Below are 15,734 nucleotides of genomic sequence, written 5' to 3' on the forward strand. Positions count from 1 at the left end.
CAAAACATCAAGGCGGCGTCAGGAAACTGGCGCCGCCTTTTTCGTGAACCTCGGCCGGTGTCACGATCGCCTCAAAGCGCATCCAGCGGAAATTTCAGATACCGCCGGCCATTGGCTTCCGGTTCCGGCAGCCGGCCGCCATTCATGTTGACCTGCAGCGCGTGCAGGATCAGCCGTGGCATCGGCAATGTCTTGTCGCGAGCCTCGCGCAGCGCCACGAATTCGGCTTCGCTGCGCGCGGCAACGAGATGGATATTGCTGGCCTTCTGCTGGCCAACCGTGCTCTCCCACAAGGGCTCGCGGCCACCGGCCTGATAGTCATGGCCGACGAAGACGCGCGTCTCATCGGGCAGCGCCAGTATGTCCTGGATCGAGCGCCACAGCCGCGCGGCACTGCCGCCGGGGAAATCTGCTCGCGCCGTGCCGCTGTCGGGCATGAACAGCGTGTCGTGCACGAAGGCGGCGTTGCCGATCACATAGGTGATCGAGGCCAGCGTATGTCCGGGTGAGAACAGCACCTTGACCGGGACTGTTCCAACCAGGAAGGTCTCGCCTTCCCTGAACAACCTGTCCCACTGCGAACCGTCGGCGGGAAAATCCGGCCAGTTGTAGATCGCCTTCCACAGGTTCTGGACGTCGACGATCCTGTTGCCGATCGCGGTCTGCGCACCGGTCTTCCGTTTCAGATAATGCGCTGCCGAGAAATGGTCGGCATGCGGGTGGGTATCGAGGATCCACTCGATCTCCAGCCCGTTCTCCCCGACGAAATCGAGCAGGGCGTCCGCGCTCTTCGTTCCCGTCGCGCCGGATTTCTCATCGAAGTCGAGGATCGGGTCGATGATGGCGCATCGCCTTGTCGCCGGATCGGTGACGACATACTGAATGGCCCCGGTCGGCTTGTCGTAAAAGCCCCTGACCTCAGGTTTTGCCAAAGCCAAGTCCAACCCGAACTCCCCAACCCAGCCGGCAGGAACGATTTTCTCCGCCAAGCTCCAACAGGAGCATGGTTATCCACCCAGACGGGCCAGTCAAGCATGACTTGGCCCGCCTGGGTGGAAAAGGCAAAAACCGTTCCGGCGCCCCGTTTCAGGCGGACGGCTGTTTGGTCTTCCTGAGATAAGGCAGGATGGTGTCAAAGGCGCCAAAGCGCTTGATCGCATCCTCGTTGGAAACGGCGGCGGTGATGATGACGTCCTCACCCTGCTTCCAGTTTGCCGGCGTCGCCACCTGGTGCTTGGCGGTGAGCTGCATGGAATCGACCGCGCGCAGGATCTCATCGAAGTTGCGGCCCGTGGTCATCGGATAGGTCAGCACCAGCTTGATCTTCTTGTCCGGCCCGATGACATAGACCGAGCGCACGGTAGCGTTGTCGGCGGGCGTGCGGCCTTCCGAGGTCTCGCCGGCGCCGGCGGGCAGCATGTCGTAGAGCTTGGCGACCTTGAGGTCCTTGTCGCCGATCAGCGGATAGTGCACCGTTTGGCCGGTCGCCGTCTTGATGTCGGCCTGCCATTTGTCGTGGCTGGCAACCGGATCGACGGAGATGCCGATGATCTTGACGTTGCGTTTCTTGAACTCGCCTTCCAGCCCGGCCATCGTGCCGAGCTCGGTGGTGCAGACCGGTGTGAAATTCTTCGGGTGGCTGAAGAGGATCGCCCAGCCGTCACCGATCCAGTCGTGAAAGCTGATCGTCCCCTGCGTGGTCTCGGCCGTGAAATCCGGCGCGATGTCGTTGATACGAAGGCTCATGGTTCCTACCCCTGTGAATGCCGCCTGTTGGCGGGCTGCCACCCTTTTATCACTCCATCGGCGACGTTCAAAACGGTCAGGTCGCCGCCAGTGAAGCAGGCCGCGAAAAATTTTCGCCTTTTCCTGGGGAATGTGGAAATTTCGCTGTCGGCGTCGCTAAAGTCTAGGATTTCACCGCCAGCGACGTGGCGAGATCTTCCATCCGCTGCGCCAGCGCGCCAAGCGCGTTGGTCAGCACGCTGTCGCTCTTGTCGGCCTTGGTCAGCGCCTCGTCGCGCGTCTTGCGCAAGGTCAGCACTTCGCTTTCCATGCCCTTGACACGCTTCTGCAGTTCCGAGAGTTCGTCCATCACCATGATGCCGGCCATGACAGTCAGCCGCTGGTCGCCGATCTCACCGAAAGAATCCTTCAGATGCGAGACATAACGGTCGAAGCGTTCGGCGAGGTCGATCAGATGCTCTTCCTGGCCTTCGTCGCAGGCCATCCGATACTGTTTGCCGTCGATTGAAACCGTGACCTGTGCCATGGGCCAGCTCCTATCTGTCCAACACGGCGCGGATGGTTTCCATGGCGGTCACCAGCCGTCTCGATACTTCCTTGTTGGCGTCCTCCAGCCGTTCGGCGCGCGCTTCCGAATTGTCGAGTTCCTGCGCCAGCCGGGAGCGGTCGGCATTCATCCGCTGCACCTCGGCCTCGGCTTCCGAGTAATCGCGTTCATGCTCCAGCTTGGCCGCGACGGCGTTTTCCAGCCCCTCGATGGCTTTGCCGAGCCTGGCGATGACTTCCTTGAGTGTGGTTTCCCCGGTCATGGCCTTCGTCCTGTGCCCTGCCCATCACCGAATCGTTCGCGTTCAGAACGCGTTATCCCTGAAACATTAGGCACCGGGTGAAGGCAACGTCAACAAAGCTCTCACGACTGTCCCCTGCTAACGCTAATGTAGGGCCGCGGCCAGCATCACAAGACCGGCAAATCTGCGCCCGATTTGTTGACTAAAAGCCCGCGCCTGCTATGTGTCGCGCACCTTTTCAAGGGCGCTCCCAAGCCCCCAAACCCCCACCTTTGGAGGAACCATGACGTCGCGTGAACAACATGACCGGATGGCCAATGCGATCCGCTTTCTCTCCATGGATGCCGTCGAGAAGGCCAATTCCGGCCATCCCGGCCTGCCCATGGGCTGCGCCGACATTGCCACGGTGCTGTTCACCCGCTTCCTGAAATTTGACGCCAAGGCCCCGCACTGGGCCGACCGCGACCGCTTCATCCTGTCGGCCGGTCATGGTTCGATGCTGCTCTACTCGCTGCTCTATCTGACCGGCTACGAGGACATGACCCTCGACCAGATCAAGAATTTCCGCCAGCTCGGCTCCAAGACCGCCGGCCATCCCGAATACGGCCACGCCGCCGGCATCGAGACGACCACCGGCCCGCTCGGGCAGGGCCTTGCCAATTCGGTCGGCTTCGCGCTTGGCGAGCGCATCATGAACGCCGCCTTCGGCAACGACCTCGTCAGCCACTACACCTATGTGCTGGCCGGCGACGGCTGCCTGATGGAAGGCGTTTCCCAGGAAGCCATCGCGCTGGCCGGGCATCTCAAGCTCAACAAGCTGATCGTCTTCTGGGACAACAACAACATCTCGATCGACGGCCCGGTTTCGCTCGCCGACAACACCGACCAGGTCGCCCGCTTCCAGGCCTCCGGCTGGAACGCCAGCCATATCGACGGCACCGATCCGGAAGCCATCGCCTATGCCATCGAGGCCGCCCGCCATTCCGACAAGCCGACGATGATCGCCTGCAAGACGACCATCGGCTTCGGCGCCCCGACCAAGGCCGGTACCAACAAGGCGCACGGTTCGCCGCTCGGCGCCGACGAGATCGCCGGCGCGCGCAAATTCTTCAACTGGGGCTCGCCGCCCTTCGAGATTCCGGCCGACATCCTCGATGCCTGGCGCGCCGCCGGCAAGGCCGGCGCCAAGCCGCGCGCCGACTGGGAAGGCCGTCTCGCCAAGGCAGAGCCGAAGCTGAAGGCCGAGTTCGAGCGCCGCCTCGCCGGCAAGCTGCCGTCCAATTTCGACGCCGTCATCGCCGACTACAAGAAGAAGCTCTCGGTCGACAAGCCGAAGGTCGCCACCCGCAAATCGTCGGAAATGGCGCTTGAGGTCATCAACGGCGCCGTGCCGGAAACCATCGGCGGCTCCGCCGATCTGACCGGCTCCAACAACACCAAGACCAGCCAGACCAAGAACATCACGCCGGACGATTATGGCCAGCGCTATGTCCACTACGGCATCCGCGAGCATGGCATGGCGGCGGCCATCAACGGCCTGACGCTGCATGGCGGCCTCATCGCCTATGGCGGCACCTTCATGTGCTTCTCCGACTATGCCCGCCCGTCGATGCGGCTGTCATCGCTGATGGGCATCCGCTCGATCTTCGTCATGACCCATGATTCCATCGGTCTGGGCGAAGACGGCCCGACCCACCAGCCGGTCGAGCATCTGGCGGCCCTGCGCGCCATTCCCAACCACAATGTTTTCCGTCCGGCCGACGCCGTGGAAACCGCGGAATGCTGGCAGATCGCGCTCGAATCCGAAAAGACGCCGTCGACGCTGGCGCTGACCCGCCAGAACCTGCCGACCGTGCGCACCGAGCATTCGGCCAAGAACCTGAGCAGCCAGGGCGCTTACGAACTGGCCGCGGCCAGCGGCGAGGCGGCGGTGACGATCTTCGCCACCGGCTCCGAGGTCGAGATCGCCCTCGGCGCCCGCGACCTGCTCGAGAAGCACGGTCACCCGACCCGCGTCGTGTCGGTGCCTTGCTTCGAGCTGTTCGACAAGCAGAGCGACGACTACCGCAAGAAGACGATCGGCAACGCGCCGATCAAGATGGCGATCGAGGCCGGCATCCGCCAGGGCTGGGATCATCTCATCGGCTCGGACGGCATCTTCGTCGGCATGACCGGCTTCGGCGCCTCCGGCACGATCGAGCAGCTCTACCCGCACTTCGGCATCACCGCCGAGGCAGCGGCCAAGGCGGTGGAAGCCCGCCTGCACGCCAAGTAAGGCTGTGCAGGCCGCCCAAAACTGTGTCGCGGTTTGGGATGACGGCAGGCACCAAACAAAAACGCCCCGGCGAAACCGCGCAAAGCGATTTCGCCGGACTGGCCCAACCTAATCGATTTAAATCTACATCGCTTTGGCTGGATTCTTTGCCCGTCCGCCGCTATGAAGCTGCGGACCCATCGTCAGCCTTCCAGCTCCCAGGGAGAGAAAAATGACCGTCAGAGTTGCCATCAACGGATTCGGCCGCATCGGCCGCAACATCCTGCGCGCCATCCATGAATCCGGCCGCAAGGACATCGACGTCGTCGCCGTCAACGATCTCGGCCCGGTCGAGACCAATGCGCACCTGCTGCGCTACGACAGCGTGCATGGCCGCTTCCCGCATGAAGTGTCGGTGTCCGGCGACCAGATCACCGTCGGCAGGGAAAAGTTCAAGGTCACCGCCATCAAGGACCCGACGCAGCTGCCGTGGAAGGAGCTCGGCGTCGACATCGCGCTCGAATGCACCGGCATCTTCACCGCCCGTGACAAGGCCGCCGCGCACCTGACCGCCGGCGCCAAGCGCGTGCTGGTCTCCGCACCTGCCGATGGCGCTGACCTGACCGTGGTCTACGGCATCAACCACGACAAGCTGACCAAGGACCACATCGTCATCTCGAACGCGTCGTGCACCACCAACTGCCTGGCGCCGCTGGCGGCCGTGCTGCACGAGACGGTCGGCATCGAAAAAGGCATGATGACGACCATCCATTCCTACACTGGCGACCAGCCGACGCTGGACACCATGCACAAGGATCTCTACCGCGCCCGTGCAGCGGCGCTGTCGCAGATCCCGACCTCGACCGGTGCGGCCAAGGCGATCGGCCTCGTGCTCCCCGACCTCAAGGGCAAGCTCGACGGCATCTCGATCCGCGTGCCGACCCCGAACGTCTCGGTCGTCGACTTCAAGTTCATCGCCAAGCGCGCCACCACGGTGCAGGAAATCAACGAAGCGGTCATCGCCGCCTCCAACGGCAAGCTGAAAGGCATCCTCGGCGTCACCCATCACCCGAACGTCTCGATCGACTTCAACCATGATCCGCACTCCTCGATCATGGCGCTCGACCAGACCAAGGTGATGGACGGCAACTTCGTTTCGGTGCTGTCGTGGTACGACAATGAGTGGGGCTTCTCCAACCGCATGGGCGACACCGCCGTCGCCTTCGGCAAGACCATCGCCTGATCGCGGGGCTCCGTCTCGCGACATCGAAACGCCCGGCTTTGACCGGGCGTTTTTCGTTTGCCGAAGCAGCAATCGCAAAACCGTCGAAAATCAGCGGCATAGGGTAAAAAACCACCCCCGCGCCTTGCACTGGCCATGCCTTCGCCCCACTCTCGCGTAATCGGGAAGACAGAGGAATTCGAGGGGCAAGTCACGGATGGAGCATGCGATCTATCTCGTCACGCTGGTCGGCACGGCGCTCGTTGTCGCCGCCGCGTTTTCGAGCCTGATCGCCTTCCGCTTCGGCGCCCCCCTCCTGCTGCTCTTTCTCTGCATCGGGCTCGCCACCGGAACCGACGGCCTCGGCATCGAATTCGACAATGCCCGCATCGCCTATTTTGCCGGCTCACTGGCGCTGGCGGTCATCCTGTTCGATTCCGGCTTCGGTACACCGCTCAACGCCTTGCGGCAGGCGGCAGGCCCGGCGCTCTCGCTGGCGACCTTCGGCGTGCTTCTCACCACCGGCCTGTTCGGCGCGGCCGCCTACTATCTGCTTGACCTCAGCTGGCTGGAATCCTTGCTGCTCGGCGCCGCCGTCGCTTCGACCGACGCCGCGGCGGTGTTCTTCCTGCTGCGCGCCGGCGAGATCAATCTGCGCGAGCGCGTGCGCTCGACGCTCGAAGTGGAATCCGGCACCAACGACCCGATCGCCATCTTCCTGACCATCACCCTGGTCGAGGTCATCGCCGCCCACGCCAACCCCGAAACCAATGTCCTGGTCACCAGCCTGATCCTCGGCTTCCTCGTCAATATGGGCCTTGGCGCCATCCTCGGCGCACTCGGCGGCCTTGCCATCGTGCGTCTCGTCGACCGGCTCAATCTCGACCACGGCCTGCTGCCGATCTTCGTGCTGACGCTGTCGCTGATGGTCTTCGCCGCCGCCGGCGCCGTCGGCGGCTCCGGTTTCTTGGCGGTCTATATCGCCGGCCTCATTGCCGGTAATTCCGACATCCGCGCCGTCACCATCCTCAAGCGTTTCCAGGACGGCATGTCATGGCTGGCGCAGATCATCATGTTCCTGATCCTTGGCCTGTTCGCCACCCCTTCGCAATTTCCGGCGATCATGGTGCCGGCGATAGCGCTTGGCCTTTTCCTGATGTTCGTCGCCCGCCCGATCGCTGTCTGGCTCTGCCTGATCCCGTTCCGCCTGCCGCGCCCCGAAGTCGCCTTCGTCTCCTGGGTCGGCCTGCGCGGCGCCGTCTCGATCCTGCTCGCCATCACCCCATTGCTTGGCGGGCTTGAGAACGGCCGCACCATCTTCAACGCCGCCTTCATCATCGTGCTGGTGTCGCTTGTCATCCAGGGCTGGACGGTCGGCCCGCTGGCGCGTCGCCTCGGCCTCATCGTGCCGGCGCGCCTCGGACCGCTGGACAAGGTCGAACTCGAACTCCCCGGCTCCGCCCACCACGAGCTCCTCGCCTATCGCGTGGCGCATGGCAGCCCGGTGGCGCGCGGCGAGCGCATTCCGCGCTGGGCGCGGCCCTCGCTGGTGCTGCGCGACGGCCGCTCGATGCGCTTTCAGGACATGGGCCGGCTCGCCGCCGGCGACCAGGTCTACATCTTCGTGCCGGACCGCTATCCGCGCCTGCTCGACAAGCTGTTCGCCAGCCGCGCGGTGGTCGACCCGGAAGACGCCGATTTCTTCGGCGCCTTCGCCGTCGACCCGGCGCGCTCCGCCGCCGAGCTAGAGGCAGCCTACGCGCCGGGCCTGACCGAGGCGGAGCAGAAGCTCACCGTCGGCGCTCTGGTCACGGCGCGGCTTGGCGGCCATGCCGAATATGCCGATCGGGTGCTGATCGGCTCGATCGAGCTGATCGTCAGGGATGTCGACGACAAGGGCAGGATCACGGGTCTGGGTCTTTCCTTCGAGCCGACCGCACCGGTGGCGCGGGTGCCGGTGTTCCTGAGCGCCGGCGAAATGGGCGACCGTCTCAGCGCCTTCATCCGCAACTGGCGCAAGCCGACCGAGACGCAGGAGGCGGCAGCACAAAAAGACGAGCCGCCCGAGCCGCCGGTCGAAAAGGCCACGACGGGGAGCTGAAAAGAGCGATCGTTTGCCTTGCCCCGTCATCATCGGGCGATCTTCACGGACTATGTTCCCGCCCGCCTCAAAATTTCGCACCGCGCCGCGGCCAAAGCCTTGCATCGGCACCGATGCGGGGTATGGTCCCGGCGATTTTTCCGAGGAAAGGAACCCGCATGGCCGCCTTCAAGACACTGGACGATATCGGCAACATCAGCGGTAAGCGCGTGCTGGTGCGCGTCGACCTCAACGTTCCCGTCGCCGACGGCAAGGTCACCGACACCACCCGCATCGAACGCATCGCGCCGACCATCGCCGAACTGTCGGGCAAGGGCGCCAAGGTCATCCTCCTCGCCCATTTCGGCCGGCCCAAGGATGGGCCATCGCCGGAATTCTCGCTGGAGCCGATCGCCAGGGCGACGGCCGAGGTGCTCGGCCGCCCCGTCGGCTTTGCCTCGGATTGCGTCGGCGACATAGCGGGAAGTGCCGTCGCGGCCATGAACAAGGGCGACGTGCTGCTCTTCGAAAACACCCGTTTCTACAAGGCCGAGGAGAAGAACGACCCGGCCTTCAGCGAGCGGCTCGCCGCCAATGGCGACATTTTCGTCAACGACGCCTTTTCCGCGGCGCACCGCGCCCACTCTTCTACTGAAGGGCTGGCGCATCTGCTGCCTTCCTTTGCCGGCCGCACCATGCAGGCCGAGCTCGAAGCGCTGGAGAAGGGGCTGGGCAATCCGGTCCGCCCGGTCGTCGCCATCGTCGGCGGCGCCAAGGTCTCGACCAAGATCGACCTGTTGATGAACCTCGTGAAGAAGGTCGACGCGCTGGTGATCGGCGGCGGCATGGCCAACACCTTCCTTGCCGCGCGCGGCACCGATGTCGGCAAGTCGCTGTGCGAGCATGACCTTGCCGCCACCGCCAAGCAGATCATGATCGAGGCGGCCGAGGCCGGCTGCGCCATCATCCTGCCGGTCGACGGCGTCGTCGCCAAGGAATTCAAGGCCGGCGCCGCTTGCGAGACTGTTGCCATCGCCGACGTGCCGGCCGACGGCATGATTCTGGATGTCGGCGAAAAGACCGTGAAGACGATCGGCGAATGGATCGACCGCGCCGCGACCCTGGTCTGGAACGGCCCGCTCGGCGCCTTTGAGATCGAGCCGTTCGATCACGCCACGGTGGCGGCGGCAAAACACGCGGCCGCGCGCACCAAGGCCGGCAAGCTGGTCTCGGTCGCCGGTGGTGGCGATACGGTGGCGGCGCTCAACCGTGCCGGCGTCGCCGATGACTTCACCTATGTCTCGACCGCCGGCGGCGCCTTCCTGGAATGGATGGAAGGCAAGCCGCTGCCAGGCGTCGACGTGCTGAAGCGCTAAGCAATTCCAGCAAAAGCGTGAGACGGTTTTCCCGGGAAAAGCGCGTAGCGCTTTCCCTTGGGAATTGCGTCGAGACTCAAGCGCATTTTGCAGCCAGGCGGAAACGCCTGGCGGCGCAGACATGCGGCAGGAACAAGCAAGGCGATCGACACAAAGAGACGCCCGGGACTTTCAATCGATTCGAGCTTTCCGATGCCATTCCTTTGGCGGTAGACTTCCGTTAAGCGCGGAACGAACCCCTCTCAGGAGAAGCATGATGAGCGAACGTCTCGAAGACATAGCCGCCGCGATCGTGGCCAACGGCAAGGGCCTGCTGGCCGCCGACGAAAGTTCCGGCACCATCAAGAAGCGTTTCGATGTCATCGGCGTCGAATCGACCGCCGACAGCCGCCGCGACTATCGCGAGATGATGTTTCGCGCCAAGGACGCGATGACCAAGTACATCTCCGGCGTCATCCTCTATGACGAGACCATCCGCCAGAAGGCCGCCGATGGCACGCCTCTGGTCGACATCATCAAGGCGTCAGGCGCCATCCCCGGCATCAAGGTCGATGCCGGCGCCAAGCCGCTCGCCGGCTTTCCCGGCGACACCGTTACCGAGGGCCTCGACGGCCTGCGTGAGCGCCTTGCCGACTACTACAAGCTCGGCGCCCGCTTCGCCAAATGGCGCGCGGTGATCGACATCGATACCGGCAAGGGCGTGCCTTCGGCCACTTCGATCAGCGCGAACACCCATGCGCTCGCCCGCTATGCCGCCCTTTGCCAGGAAGCCGGCATCGTGCCGATCGTCGAGCCGGAAGTGCTGATGGACGGCGCCCACGACATCGGCACCTGCTACGAGGTCTCGAAGGCGACGCTGATCAAGCTCTATGATGAACTCCATGCGGCGCGCGTCGTGCTCGAAGGCACGATCCTCAAGCCCAACATGGTCCTGTCGGGCAAGAAGTCGGGGACGGTGGACAGTCCCGAAAAGGTCGCCGAGATGACCATAAAACTGTTCCGCGAGACGGTGCCGGCGGCGGTCCCGGGCATCGCCTTCCTCTCCGGCGGCCAGGAGGACGAGGAGGCAACCGCCAACCTCAACGCCATCAATGCCATCGGTCCGCATCCGTGGAAGCTGACCTTCTCCTATGGCCGCGCGCTGCAGGCTGCCCCGCAGAAGGCATGGAGCGGCAAGGCGTCGAACGTCGCCGCCGGCCAGGCCGCCTTCACCCATCGCGCCCATATGAACTATCTGGCTGCGCTCGGAAAATGGAAGCCTGGCCTCGAACAGGCCGCCTGAACCCCAGCTTTTCCATCGCCGTCCAAACCCGGGCCAACGCGCCCGGGTTTTTGCTATCCGCGATTTGGGGGAAGACCTCCTCATCCCTATTTCCTCTGGGCGTTGCCGGCGGTGTCGGTTTGCGCTCGTCCCGAACGTCCTTGGGATGAGAGACAGGGAGAGGTTCATGCATCGCAACAAGGTCGTTTCACGCGAAGACTGGTTCCAGGCGCACAAGGCGCATCTGGCGCGTGAGAAGGAACTGACGCGGTTGCGCGAACGTGTCGCGGCCGAGCGGCGGGAACTGCCCTGGCTGAAAGTAAGGAAGGACTACGTCTTCGAGACGGAGCAAGGGCCGATGAAACTGGCCGATCTTTTCGCCAACCGCAGCCAGTTGATCGTCTATCACTTCGTGTTCGCGCCAGGCTCCACCCATCACTGCGAAAGCTGTGCCTTCGTCGCCGACCATATGGACGGCGCCAACCGGCATCTCAGGCATCATGACGTGTCGCTTGTCTCCATATCGCGGGCGCCGCTGGCCGAGCTGCAGCCCTACAAGCAGCGCATGGGCTGGACGTTCGACTGGGTCTCTTCCTATGCGTCGGACTTCAACTTCGATATGCAAGTGTCCTTCACCGACAAGCAGATCGCGTCCGGCGAAGCGGTCTACAATTTCGAAACACCGGTGCTGACGTCGAAGGACCTGCCCGGCACCACTGTCTTCTACAAGGGCGAAACCGGTGACATTTTCCTGACCTTCATGTCGCGCGCCCGCGGCAGCGAGCAGTTCATCGGCGCCTATCAGTATCTCGACATTGCACCGAAAGGTCGTGACGAGACCGGTCCTTACGGGACCTTCATGGACTGGGTGCGGCTGCACGATGAATACGGGAACAGGTCGCTGCGGGGCGATGAATGCCCTTAGGGTACCGGCCGGCGATGCAAGGATCCGTTCACCTCGGCCCAAACATGCGCTAAGCCTGCCGCAGATCATTCCACGGTTCCGCCATGCGCTTCCCGGCCTCTCTCACCTGGCTCGCCTTCCCCGTCTATGTCTGGCAGGGGCTCGGCGTGCGCCGCCGCACAACGCGCATGCTGCCGGCACAGGGACCGGTCATGCACGAACTCGCCGGCAAGGCGCCCGGTATCTCGCTTCTGGTGCTGGGCGACTCCTCGGCCGCCTCGGTCGGCATCGGCAATTCCGAGGACGGGCTTGCCGCGCAGCTCGCCGTGCTGATCTCGCAGCGCACCGGCCGCGCCGTGCGCTGGCGCGCCGCCGGCTTCAATTCGGCGACATCGGGCCAGATCCGCGACCATGTCCTGCCCAACCTGTCGGCCGATCCGTGGACGCATATCGTGCTTGCCATCGGCACCAACGACACCAAGAATTTTCATTCGGTGCCGCGCTTCAAGAAGGAGTTCGGCGGCTTGCTCTACGGCCTGCGCGCCAAATGGCCGGAGGCACGCGTGGTGTGGTCGCCGGTGCTGGAGTTCACGCGGGCGCCGGCCATGCCGCCGCTGCTCGGCAAGATCCTCGAGATCCGCGCCACCGCAATGAACCGGATGGGTGAACGGCTCTGCCTTGAACGCGGCGCGGTGCCGGCCCCGCGCTTGCCGATCACCAATCCCGAACAGGGTTTCGCCTCGGACGGCTTCCACGCCTCGGAGGCGGGCTACCGAGCCTGGGCCGAGCATCTCGTCGGTCTGGTGCTCGCCAGCTGAACACCGACGGCCGAGGCGGCCCGCAGACCTATGTCAAATGCCCGAGCACGGCCGCCAGCGAGATCGCGGCCATGGCCAGCAGCGCCAGCTTCCAGAAATCGCCGCGGCGCTTGAGCCCTGGCCAGCCGATCGGTTTGATCAGCTGGATGACCATGAAGCCGACGATGACAAGGGCGAGAAGTTTCGTCATGCCGCCTTTGACCAGCAACGCGGCCCGCTGTCAAAGCCGAGAAGGAACGGGCGCCGCGTTACCCAACCGGACCGCGGCGCCCTCCGTTTTGGGAGGACGACCTACTTCAGCGGCTTGAGGCCGGCTTCGATCGAGGCGCGCTTCGGTTCGAGGAACGGCGGCAGGGCCAGGCTTTCGCCCAGCGTCTCCAGCGGCTCGTCGGCGGTGAAGCCCGGCCCGTCCGTGGCGATCTCGAATAGGATGCCGTTGGGCTCACGGAAATAGAGTGAGCGGAAGTAATAGCGCTCGACCTCGCCGCTCGACGGCAGGCGGAATTCGGCCAGGCGGGCGGTCCATTGATGCAGCGTCTCCTGGTCCGGCGCCCTGAAGGCAACATGATGAACCGCACCGGCGCCCTGCCTTGCGGGAGCCAGCGCGGGCTGCACGGCGACATGAAGCTCCGCCGCCGGCCCGCCAGCGCCCATTTCGAAGACATGGACCTGGCCTTCGCCATCCGGCGAAGCATAGTCGCGGCCCTTGCGCATGTTCATCACCCTGGTCAGCACCGCCTCGGTGTTGGTGATGTCGGGGACGCTGATGACGATCGGCCCGAGCCCGCGGATCTGATGCTCGGCCGGCACCGGGCTTTGCGCCCAGGGATGGCTGCCGCCCTTGCCGCCATCGCTGACGAGCCGCAGACGCTGGCCTTCGGGATCCTCGAAATCGAACGACGGGTAGCCGCCGATGTCGGCAATCTCTCCTGTCGCGATGTTTTCGCCGGCCAGGTGCTGTTTCCACCAGGCCAGGCTCTCCGGGCTGCCGACCCTGAGGCTGGTCCGCGCGATGCTGTGGGTGCCGCGCCGCTCGCGGCCAACCGGCCAGTCGAAGAAGGTGAGGTCGGTGCCCGGCGTCGCTTCGCCGTCGGCATAGAAAAGGTGATAGGCCGACGTGTCGTCCTGATTCACCGTCTTCTTGACCAGCCGCAAGCCCAGCACCTTCGTATAGAAATGAAGATTGCCCGGTGCGTTGGCGGTGATGGCCGTCAGATGGTGGATTCCTGTCAGTTGCAGGCTCATGGTCGTCTCCCTGGTTTTGGGGAAGAATTTTCTCCCTTCATATCAGAACTGCGGTCACCTCGCTGAAGGCCGCCTATCCTGACAGTTCGTCGCCGTGAATTGAACAGTGTCGGCTCCATAGGCACCCCGGCGGTGAACAATCCCTCATCCGCAAGGCTGGGTCGAAGATCACGGCCGGGGACAATTTCCGCCAGCCGGAACGATCGCCGCGCGCCCTGCCATCCTCCTGACAGACTGCTGTCAGGAGGGGTGTGCGATACTGCATCCAGTTAGAGAGAGGAGAATAGCCATGAACGGTTTCACCATCCTGCGCGGCATGCAGCACTATGTCGGCAAGGTTCGCACCATGCGCAACGAAATTCGCACGCAGCGTTTCATGAACGCGCTGCCCGCGGACATCCGCAAGGATATCGGCTGGCCCGATGTGTATGTGGAACGTCGCTCTCAAGGCAATTGAGGCGAATTTTTCGACATCGATATTGGACATGGGCGCGCCAATGCCCAGATATAGCTGCGGCGCGCTGGGGGACGGAGCGAGCTTATGCCTGATCAGAAGACAATCGGCTTCGTCTTCATCGAAGGTTTTGCCGACTGGGAATATGGATTGCTGGCCGCCTCGGCGGTTGAGTGGTTCGGTGCTCGTGCCGTGTCATTGACCCCTGGAGGCAAGCCGGTGACCGGGATAAGCGGCTTTCGGCTGACGCCCGACCGCTCGGCCGGCATCGACGAGAATGCCGATCTTGACGCAGTCGCCGTCATCGGTTCCGACCAGTGGGCGGGCAAAACACCTCCGGATGTCGCTCAATTGCTCAATGCCGTTGCAACGCGCGGCGGCGTCGTCGGCGGCATCTGCGCTGGCACGCTGGCGCTGGCCCGTGCCGGCATGTTCGAACAAGCCAAACATACCAGCAATGGCCGCGACTGGATCAACGGACACGAAGCCGGTTATGCCGGCGACAACAACTATCAGGACGTGCCGCACGCGGTCGCTGACGGCAAAATCGTCTCCGCGCCGGGTTCGGCGCCCGGCACCTTTGCCCTTGCCTTTCTGAAGACGCTCTATCCCGAGCGAGGCGCCGATCTCGCGCGGATGCGGACGCTGTTTGCCAGGGAATATGCTGAAGCCTCCTGACAGTATGCTGTCAGGAGGGATGTGCAACGATGAGATAATGCGCATGGCCGGCCGAGAGAACGACCGATGAAAAGCTGGAACGACAGGCTGAACACGCCTGGCACCAACGGCGTGAAACCAACGCCGCGCACGGTGGGTGACGTGGTCGAGGGCCAGCCGATGCTGGTTCCGACCGCGCGCCAGGTCGACGCTTTCATCCGGTCGATTCCCGAAGGCGTCGAGATGGATGTCCGTGCGCTGCGCACGGCGCTCGCCATCGAACACGGCGCCGAAGTGACATGTCCGGTGACCATTGGCTATCATCTGCGCACGGTCGCCGAAGCCGCCAGGGAAGACCTCGATCGCGGCATGACTACGAGCGACATCGCGCCCTTCTGGCGCGTGCTCGATGCGAGGACGCCGACAACGAAGAAACTGTCCTTTGGCGCGGAATTCATCGCCGCGCAGCGCAAGCGCGAAGGACTGAAACCGTAATGAATGTCGTCAGGAGCGGCTCCGGTCCAGGAGCCGCCCTAGCAACAACACTGGGGAAGCAAACGATGCGCCGCGCCGACAGGCTCTTTCAGATCGTGCAGCATCTGCGGGGTGGCCGTCTGGTCACCGCCCAGAAGCTCGGCACGTGGCTCGAGGTTTCCGAGCGAACGATCTATCGCGACATTGCCGACCTGCAGTCGACCGGGGTGCCGATCGACGGCGAGGCCGGCGTCGGCTACATGATGAGGGAGGGCTTCGACCTTCCGCCGCTGATGTTCACGCGTGACGAGATCGTGGCGCTGGTTGCCGGCGCGCGCATGGTGCGCGCCTTTGGCGGCGCCGCAATGGCACGCGCCGCCGACGAGGCATTGGTCAAGATCGGCGCGGTGCTGCCCGATGCCGAGAAGGACCGCATCGCCCGCACCGAGATCCAC

General features: G+C 64.0%; 17 protein-coding genes. 11 read left to right on the forward strand and 6 right to left on the reverse strand.

The window, feature by feature from the left end; translation table 11 throughout:
• Positions 1–71 precede the first annotated feature (71 nt).
• The 4 genes from FJV80_RS30985 to FJV80_RS31000 all read right to left on the reverse strand — a co-directional run bounded on the left by FJV80_RS30985 (position 72) and on the right by FJV80_RS31000 (position 2,555).
• Positions 72–932, reverse strand: coding sequence for an MBL fold metallo-hydrolase (locus tag FJV80_RS30985; protein ID WP_245438012.1), 861 nt, complete (start codon positions 930–932; stop codon positions 72–74).
• A gap of 154 nt (positions 933–1,086) precedes the next feature.
• Positions 1,087–1,746 (reverse strand): peroxiredoxin, encoded by a 660-nt coding sequence (locus FJV80_RS30990; RefSeq protein WP_010911916.1) that lies wholly within the window; start codon positions 1,744–1,746, stop codon positions 1,087–1,089.
• 163 nt (positions 1,747–1,909) lie between these two features.
• Entirely contained in the window at positions 1,910–2,272 is a 363-nt protein-coding gene (locus tag FJV80_RS30995; RefSeq protein WP_010911917.1) for a cell division protein ZapA, read from the reverse strand.
• Positions 2,273–2,282: 10 nt separating this feature from the next.
• Entirely contained in the window at positions 2,283–2,555 is a 273-nt protein-coding gene (locus tag FJV80_RS31000; RefSeq protein WP_006200774.1) for a DUF4164 domain-containing protein, read from the reverse strand.
• 262 nt (positions 2,556–2,817) lie between these two features.
• On the opposite strand from FJV80_RS31000, the gene tkt reads away from it, so the two are divergent.
• The 7 genes from tkt to FJV80_RS31035 all read left to right on the forward strand — a co-directional run bounded on the left by tkt (position 2,818) and on the right by FJV80_RS31035 (position 12,449).
• The gene (gene tkt, locus FJV80_RS31005; protein WP_095772135.1) at positions 2,818–4,809 is read left to right on the forward strand and encodes a transketolase; all 1,992 of its coding nucleotides are present in this window, start codon (positions 2,818–2,820) and stop codon (positions 4,807–4,809) included.
• Between the two features lie 211 nt (positions 4,810–5,020).
• Positions 5,021–6,031, forward strand: a complete 1,011-nt coding sequence (gene gap, locus FJV80_RS31010; RefSeq protein WP_095772134.1) for a type I glyceraldehyde-3-phosphate dehydrogenase — start codon at positions 5,021–5,023, stop codon at positions 6,029–6,031.
• Positions 6,032–6,227: 196 nt separating this feature from the next.
• On the forward strand, positions 6,228–8,111 hold the full coding sequence (locus FJV80_RS31015; RefSeq protein ID WP_142878219.1) for a potassium/proton antiporter: 1,884 nt from the start codon (positions 6,228–6,230) through the stop codon (positions 8,109–8,111).
• Between the two features lie 158 nt (positions 8,112–8,269).
• Positions 8,270–9,466, forward strand: coding sequence for a phosphoglycerate kinase (locus tag FJV80_RS31020; RefSeq protein ID WP_142878220.1), 1,197 nt, complete (start codon positions 8,270–8,272; stop codon positions 9,464–9,466).
• 256 nt (positions 9,467–9,722) lie between these two features.
• The gene (locus FJV80_RS31025) at positions 9,723–10,748 is read left to right on the forward strand and encodes a class I fructose-bisphosphate aldolase (protein WP_142878221.1); all 1,026 of its coding nucleotides are present in this window, start codon (positions 9,723–9,725) and stop codon (positions 10,746–10,748) included.
• Positions 10,749–10,914: 166 nt separating this feature from the next.
• Positions 10,915–11,652 carry a thioredoxin family protein gene (locus FJV80_RS31030; RefSeq protein ID WP_095772132.1) on the forward strand — a complete coding sequence of 246 codons (738 nt, stop codon included), beginning with the start codon at positions 10,915–10,917 and terminating at the stop codon, positions 11,650–11,652.
• An 83-nt stretch (positions 11,653–11,735) separates the two neighbouring features.
• On the forward strand, positions 11,736–12,449 hold the full coding sequence (locus FJV80_RS31035) for an SGNH/GDSL hydrolase family protein (protein ID WP_142878222.1): 714 nt from the start codon (positions 11,736–11,738) through the stop codon (positions 12,447–12,449).
• Between the two features lie 28 nt (positions 12,450–12,477).
• On the opposite strand, the gene FJV80_RS31040 is transcribed toward FJV80_RS31035, so the two are convergent.
• Positions 12,478–12,639 (reverse strand): hypothetical protein, encoded by a 162-nt coding sequence (locus FJV80_RS31040; RefSeq protein WP_080512074.1) that lies wholly within the window; start codon positions 12,637–12,639, stop codon positions 12,478–12,480.
• Positions 12,640–12,740: 101 nt separating this feature from the next.
• Positions 12,741–13,694 (reverse strand): ring-cleaving dioxygenase, encoded by a 954-nt coding sequence (locus tag FJV80_RS31045; protein WP_142878223.1) that lies wholly within the window; start codon positions 13,692–13,694, stop codon positions 12,741–12,743.
• 289 nt (positions 13,695–13,983) lie between these two features.
• Between FJV80_RS31045 and FJV80_RS31050 the strand changes: the two genes are divergently transcribed.
• From FJV80_RS31050 to FJV80_RS31065, 4 genes are all read left to right on the forward strand, one after another.
• The gene (locus tag FJV80_RS31050; protein WP_095772129.1) at positions 13,984–14,151 is read left to right on the forward strand and encodes a hypothetical protein; all 168 of its coding nucleotides are present in this window, start codon (positions 13,984–13,986) and stop codon (positions 14,149–14,151) included.
• Positions 14,152–14,235: 84 nt separating this feature from the next.
• Positions 14,236–14,826 (forward strand): type 1 glutamine amidotransferase family protein, encoded by a 591-nt coding sequence (locus FJV80_RS31055; RefSeq protein WP_095772128.1) that lies wholly within the window; start codon positions 14,236–14,238, stop codon positions 14,824–14,826.
• A 66-nt stretch (positions 14,827–14,892) separates the two neighbouring features.
• Positions 14,893–15,300, forward strand: a complete 408-nt coding sequence (locus FJV80_RS31060; RefSeq protein WP_095787988.1) for a hypothetical protein — start codon at positions 14,893–14,895, stop codon at positions 15,298–15,300.
• 65 nt (positions 15,301–15,365) lie between these two features.
• Positions 15,366–15,734, forward strand: a 369-nt coding sequence (locus tag FJV80_RS31065) for an HTH domain-containing protein (RefSeq protein WP_140509693.1), incomplete at its 3' end; no start/stop codon positions are given.

This window comes from Mesorhizobium sp. WSM4310, assembly GCF_007003935.1.
Classification (GTDB): domain Bacteria; phylum Pseudomonadota; class Alphaproteobacteria; order Rhizobiales; family Rhizobiaceae; genus Mesorhizobium.

Coding starts and splice junctions, on each gene's coding strand:
- FJV80_RS31045 (WP_142878223.1), bottom strand. CDS start 13,694: ATGAGCCTGCAACTGACAGGAATCCACCATCTGACGGCCATCACCGCC.
- FJV80_RS30995 (WP_010911917.1), bottom strand. CDS start 2,272: ATGGCACAGGTCACGGTTTCAATCGACGGCAAACAGTATCGGATGGCC.
- tkt (WP_095772135.1), top strand. CDS start 2,818: ATGACGTCGCGTGAACAACATGACCGGATGGCCAATGCGATCCGCTTT.
- gap (WP_095772134.1), top strand. CDS start 5,021: ATGACCGTCAGAGTTGCCATCAACGGATTCGGCCGCATCGGCCGCAAC.
- FJV80_RS31025 (WP_142878221.1), top strand. CDS start 9,723: ATGAGCGAACGTCTCGAAGACATAGCCGCCGCGATCGTGGCCAACGGC.
- FJV80_RS30990 (WP_010911916.1), bottom strand. CDS start 1,746: ATGAGCCTTCGTATCAACGACATCGCGCCGGATTTCACGGCCGAGACC.
- FJV80_RS31040 (WP_080512074.1), bottom strand. CDS start 12,639: ATGACGAAACTTCTCGCCCTTGTCATCGTCGGCTTCATGGTCATCCAG.
- FJV80_RS31050 (WP_095772129.1), top strand. CDS start 13,984: ATGAACGGTTTCACCATCCTGCGCGGCATGCAGCACTATGTCGGCAAG.
- FJV80_RS31030 (WP_095772132.1), top strand. CDS start 10,915: ATGCATCGCAACAAGGTCGTTTCACGCGAAGACTGGTTCCAGGCGCAC.
- FJV80_RS31020 (WP_142878220.1), top strand. CDS start 8,270: ATGGCCGCCTTCAAGACACTGGACGATATCGGCAACATCAGCGGTAAG.
- FJV80_RS31060 (WP_095787988.1), top strand. CDS start 14,893: ATGAAAAGCTGGAACGACAGGCTGAACACGCCTGGCACCAACGGCGTG.
- FJV80_RS31015 (WP_142878219.1), top strand. CDS start 6,228: ATGGAGCATGCGATCTATCTCGTCACGCTGGTCGGCACGGCGCTCGTT.
- FJV80_RS31035 (WP_142878222.1), top strand. CDS start 11,736: ATGCGCTTCCCGGCCTCTCTCACCTGGCTCGCCTTCCCCGTCTATGTC.
- FJV80_RS31055 (WP_095772128.1), top strand. CDS start 14,236: ATGCCTGATCAGAAGACAATCGGCTTCGTCTTCATCGAAGGTTTTGCC.
- FJV80_RS31000 (WP_006200774.1), bottom strand. CDS start 2,555: ATGACCGGGGAAACCACACTCAAGGAAGTCATCGCCAGGCTCGGCAAA.